A 5,220-nucleotide genomic window follows, 5' to 3' on the forward strand; every position below is an offset into this window, starting at 1 on the left:
CCCCGGCACGCCGCGGGCGGTGGTGGGGTTGACGGAGAACAGCTCGCCCGGCACATGGATCATGCGGGTGAGCCGGCCGTCGCAAGGCATGTGGATGCGGTGGTAGTCGCGCGGGCTCAGGTACAGGCAGGCGAAATGGCCGTGGTCGAAGCGCGCGGCCAGGGTCGCATCGCCGCCCACCAGGGCGGTGCTGCTGTAGTGGTGGCCCTTGGCCTGCAGCAGCTGGTCGCGCTGCAGCGGGCCGAACTGGCTGATCGCGCCGTCCACCGGGCAGATCAGGTCGGCCTGTGCCAGCGGGCGGGCCCCCGGCTTCAGGGCGCGGGTGAAGAACTCGTTGAAGCTGGCGTAGGCGGCCGGGTCAGGCTGCTGGGCCTCGTCCATGTTGACGCCGTAGCGGCGGATGAAGCGCCGGATGATGCCGGTGGTGATGCCCCCCCAGCGGCCGCCGGCCACCCAGCCGGCAAAGGACGTGAGGGCCCGCTTGGGCAGCAGGTACTGGGGCAGGACGGCGAGGCGATCGGACACGTTGGCGGCGGCAGGCTGGGGTGAACGCCCGGGCACGCACGCCGGGGCAGGATGGCGGGCGATTGTAAGGACGCCGCCCTGCCGCTCGGCTCAGTCCTTCTTGGCCGGGAAGAGCTGCCGCCAACCGTCCAGCCCCAGACGCTCCAGCGTCTCGATGTTGCGCTCGTAGATGGCCTCGGCTTCCGGGAAGGCCGCCACCGCGCGGTCGATGCTGGACTCGCGGATCAGGTGCAGCGTCGGATAGGGCGAACGGTTGGTGAAGTTCGAGACGTCGTCGATGTCGGTCCCGGCGAACTGGAACTGCGGATGGAAGCTGGCGATCTGCAGCGTGCCCTCCAGCTCCAGCACCTCCAGCGCCGCGTCGGCCTCGTCCAGGAAGTCGTTGAAATCCAGGAAGTCCTGCAGCACGACCGGGTGCACCAGCAGCGTGGTGTCGGTCACCTCCGGGTCCACCTCGGCCAGGTGGCGCAGTTCGGCCAGCAGCTGTTCGTGCAGGGCTTCGGGCGTGGTGGCCTCGCTCACCACGGTGCGCACCTGGCCCTTCACCCGCACGCTCTTGGCAAAGGGGCACAGGTTCAGGCCGATGACGGCCTTGTCCAGCCAATCCAGGGTGTCATCCAGCACCTGCTGGCGCTGCGCGGGGCTCAGGGGGGCGTGTGTGACCATGGCGCGGATTCTCCCCCGCGTGGCGGCCCCTGTCCCTGGCCAGGATCAAGCCACGGCCAGGGCCTGCTCCAGGTAACGCTGCGCGTCCAACGCGGCCATGCAGCCCGAGCCGGCCGAGGTGATGGCCTGGCGGTACACCGGGTCGCGCACATCGCCGGCAGCGAACACGCCCGGGCGGCTGGTCATGGTGGCATAGCCCACCTGGCCGCTGCGGGTGGTGAGGTAGCCGTCGCTCATGGCCAGCTGCCCTTCGAACAGCTGGGTGTTGGGCTGGTGGCCGATGGCGATGAAGCAGCCCTTGACCGGCAGCTCGCGCTGGGCCCCGTTGTGGACATCGCGCAGACGCAGGCCGGTCACGCCACTGGCGTCGCCCTGCACCTCGTCCAAGGTCTTGAACAGGTGCAGCGCCACCTCGCCGCGGATGACCTTTTCGCGCAGCTTGTCCAGCATCACGGCCTCGGCCCGGAAGCTGGCGCGCCGATGGATGAGGTGCACCTTGCGGGCGATGTTGGAGAGGTAGAGCGCCTCCTCCACCGCGGTGTTGCCGCCGCCCACCACCGCCACCTCCTCGCCACGGTAGAAGAAGCCGTCGCAGGTGGCGCAGGCCGACACGCCCCGGCCCATGAAGGCCTGCTCCGACGGCAGGCCCAGGTAGCGTGCCGTGGCGCCGGTGGCGATGATCAGCGCGTCACAGGTGTAGGTGCCCGCGTCGCCCTGCAGGGTGAAAGGCCGGCGGGACAGGTCCACCGTGTGGATGTGGTCGAACTGGATGCGGGTGTCGAAGCGCTCGGCATGCTGCTGGAAGCGCTGCATCAGCTCGGGCCCCTGCACGCCCATCACGTCGGCAGGCCAGTTGTCCACCTCGGTGGTGGTCATCAGCTGGCCGCCCTGGGCCAGGCCGGTCACCAGCAGCGGCTTCAGGTTGGCGCGGGCCGCGTAGATGGCGGCGGTGTAGCCGGCCGGGCCGGAGCCCAGAATCAGCAAAGGGACGTGGGTGGGAGCGGCGATCATGGTACGGCTCATCTCGGCAGGTCCTGGGGCATGGCTCAGAGCTGGGCGGCGTCCAGGCGCCGAGCAAAGGTGTCCGGCGCCTCATAGCCGATGGTGCGCGCCGCGGCACTCTCCTGCCCCTGGGCGTTGAAGAACAGCACGGCGGGCGGCCCGAACAGGCCGAAGCGCTTGAGCAGGGCCTTGGCCTCGGCAGAGTCGGCCGTCACATCGGCCTGCAGCAGCAGGGCCTTGTCCAGCCGGCCCTGCACAGCCGGATCGCTGAAGGTCAGGTGGGCCATTTCCTTGCAGGCCACGCACCAGTCGGCATAGAAGTCCAGCATCACCGGCCGGCCGGCGCTCCGCAGGGCGGTGTCCAGCTCGGCCACGGTGGTGATGCGCTGGAAGCGCGCCTCCACCGCCCCGGCCGCGCCGCCCGTGGCGGGGCTGGCCGCGGCAGGCGCCCCACCGGCCCGGGCCAGATGGGCCAGGGGCTGCACCAGGCTGTCACCCCCGGACAGGCCGCCGGCCAGCACGGCCACCGCCCACAGGCCCAGCACGGCGGCCACACCACGGGCCAGCCCGGCCCGACCGGCCTCGAAGGCGCCCAGGGCGAACAGCAGCACCAGGGTGCCCGCGCCGGCCAGCAGCATCACCACCTTGATGGGCAGCACCGGCGAGACCAGCCAGAGCGCCACCGCCAGCAGCAGCACGCCGAAGAAGGTCTTGACATGCTCCATCCAGCGGCCGGCCCGCGGCAGCAGGCTGCCGGCCGACAGGCCCAGCAGCAGCAGGGGCACGCTCATGCCTGCGGCCAGCGCGAACAGCGCCACGCCGCCCAGCAGCACGTCGCGGGTCTGGCTGATGTAGACCAGGGCGCCGGCCAGCGGCGCGGCCACGCAGGGCCCCACCAGCAGGGCCGAGAGCCCGCCCATGCCGAACACGGCCAGGTAGCGTCCACCGTTGAGCTGGTTGGACGCGTTGTTCACCCGCTGCTGGATGAAGCTGGGCATCTGGAACTCCCAGACGCCGAACATGGACAGCGCCAGGGCCGAGAGCAGCAGGGCGAAGCTGCCCAGCACCCAGGGGTTCTGCAGCGCGGCGGCAAAGCCCGAGCCCAGCAGACCGGCCACCACGCCGGCCACGGTGTACACCAGCGCCATGCCCAGCGAATAGGCCAGCGCCAGGCCCAGGCCGCGGCCCCGGGAGACGCCCTGCCCCTGCCCCACGATGATGGAGGACAGGATGGGCAGCATGGGCAGCACGCAGGGGGTGAAGGACAGCAGCAGGCCGCCCAGCAGGAAGATGCCCGCCACCTTCCACAAGCTGCCCGAGGCCAGGGCCGCGGCGCTGCGGTCGGCCGGCGCGGCCGGGGTCGCAGCAGCCTCGGCCGCCGGCGTCGCCGAGGCGGCTGCGGCGGCAGCCACCGGCAAGGTGGCCCCACCCAGGTCGGCATCCGCCTGCGGCGCCTGCCACTGGGCCTGCAGCCGCCCGTCGGCGCCGCGGCTGAAATGCAGCTGGCCATGCTGCGGGGGATAGCACAGGCCCTGTTCGGCGCAGCCTTGGTAGCTCAGCTGCAGCGTGCCTTCGCGCACCGTGGCCGGAATGGCCTGGCGCACATGCACCGTGCCTTCCCACAGCGCCATGTCGCGGCCGAAGTTGCTGTCGAACACCAGCCGCCCGGCGGGCAGCTGCGGCGCGGGCAGGCCGGCCGGGCCGTCCTGCAGGCTGAAGCGCTCGCGATAGAGGTGGTAGCCCGGGGCGGAGACCAGGGCGATGTCCAGCGTCGATTCAGACGGGGACGACGCGGACGGGGCCTGCGCCTCGACACGGACCTGGAAGGCCTGGTCCGGCTCCAGGAACTCGGCATCGGCGGCGCGCACGGCCAGCGGCAGCAGCAGGCTGGCCGCCAGCCCCAGCAGGGCCGCGGCCGGACGCCAGGCGCGGGACCCGCGGCCGCGGGCGATGGGTTCAATCAGGGTGTGCATGGGTCGGCAAGGGTTGGGAGGATTCGGTCCACGTGAGTGCCAGATCCTGGTGAATGGGTTGCCCCTCGGGCGAAATGGCCAGGAAGGCGGCCTGCTGATCGCGCAGGAAGTCCAGCGCCGCCGGGCCCATCAGCATGGCGATGGTGGACAGCGCGCCGGCCGCGCTGCACAGCGGCGCGATGACGCTGACCGACTGCCAGTGCTGCACCGGCCGGCCGCTGCGCGGGTCCAGGATGTGGCAGCAGCGCCGCCCATCGGGCGTGATGAAGAAGCGCTCGTAATCACCGCTGGTGGCCAGCGCGCCCTGCTGCAGGGCCACCTGGGCGCAGACGGCCTCGCGCTGGCGCGGATGCTGGATGCCCAGCAGCCAGGGCCGCCCATCGGCCTGGGGGCCCAGCACCCGCAGGTCGCCCCCCAGGTTGACCAGGCCGTGCTGCAACCCCGCCTGGGCCAGCACGCTGGCGGCCCGGTCGGCGGCGTATTCCTTGCCGATGCCGCCCAGGTCCAGCGCCATGCCGGCGCGCGGCAGGCGCAGCCGGGGGCCATCGCGCTCCACCTGCGGCCAGCCGATCAGCGGCAGCAGGGGCGCCAGCTGCGCGTCCTGGGGCTCCACGCCCTGGCGGAAGTCCCAGGCCCGGCGCAGCGGGCCGCTGCTGATGTCGAAGCGCCCGCCGCTGAGCCGGTGCAGCTGGTCGGCAAAGTCCAGCAGGCCCAGGGTCTCGGCATCCAGCGCCACGGCCGCTCCGCCCGCGCCGGCATTGATGCGCCCGATCACGCTGTCGGCGCGGTAGCGCGAGTATTTGGCCTCGATGCGCCGCACCTCGGCCATGGCCTGGCGTGCGGCGGCCTGCGCCTTCGGCCCCACCGGGCCGCAGAGCAGGATCTCGCAGGCCGAGGCCATGGCCTGGAAGCGCAGCCGCCAGGCCCCGGAGGGATCGGTGGCGACGGTGAAAGCATCCGCCATGGCCCGGGCCGCCCCTCAGAAGCGGTGGCGCAGACCGAACTGCCCACACTGGGCCGAGAACGGCGCCAGCCCGGGCGATCCGTCTCCCCC

5 protein-coding genes are annotated in these 5,220 nt (G+C 72.2%); all 5 read right to left on the bottom strand.

Features of this window, described 5'->3' with window-relative positions; genetic code table 11:
* Window positions 1-525 (bottom strand): archaetidylserine decarboxylase (asd, locus tag I73_RS18380; protein WP_022981960.1); only part of this gene is annotated, 525 nt, incomplete at its 3' end.
* Window positions 526-615: 90 nt separating this feature from the next.
* Window positions 616-1,191: a DUF1415 domain-containing protein gene (locus tag I73_RS18385; protein ID WP_022981956.1), complete on the bottom strand. Its 576-nt coding sequence runs from the start codon at window positions 1,189-1,191 to the stop codon at window positions 616-618.
* Between the two features lie 45 nt (window positions 1,192-1,236).
* Window positions 1,237-2,202: a thioredoxin-disulfide reductase gene (gene trxB, locus I73_RS18390; protein ID WP_022981957.1), complete on the bottom strand. Its 966-nt coding sequence runs from the start codon at window positions 2,200-2,202 to the stop codon at window positions 1,237-1,239.
* 35 nt (window positions 2,203-2,237) lie between these two features.
* Entirely contained in the window at window positions 2,238-4,166 is a 1,929-nt protein-coding gene (gene dsbD / locus I73_RS28900; protein WP_022981958.1) for a protein-disulfide reductase DsbD, read from the bottom strand.
* Entirely contained in the window at window positions 4,150-5,130 is a 981-nt protein-coding gene (locus tag I73_RS28905) for an FAD:protein FMN transferase (protein WP_022981959.1), read from the bottom strand. The genes dsbD and I73_RS28905 overlap by 17 nt, the downstream gene beginning before the upstream one ends.
* Between the last annotated feature and the right edge of the window lie 90 nt (window positions 5,131-5,220).

The sequence above is a fragment of the Ideonella sp. B508-1 genome (genome assembly GCF_000333615.1).
GTDB lineage: Bacteria > Pseudomonadota > Gammaproteobacteria > Burkholderiales > Burkholderiaceae_C > Ideonella.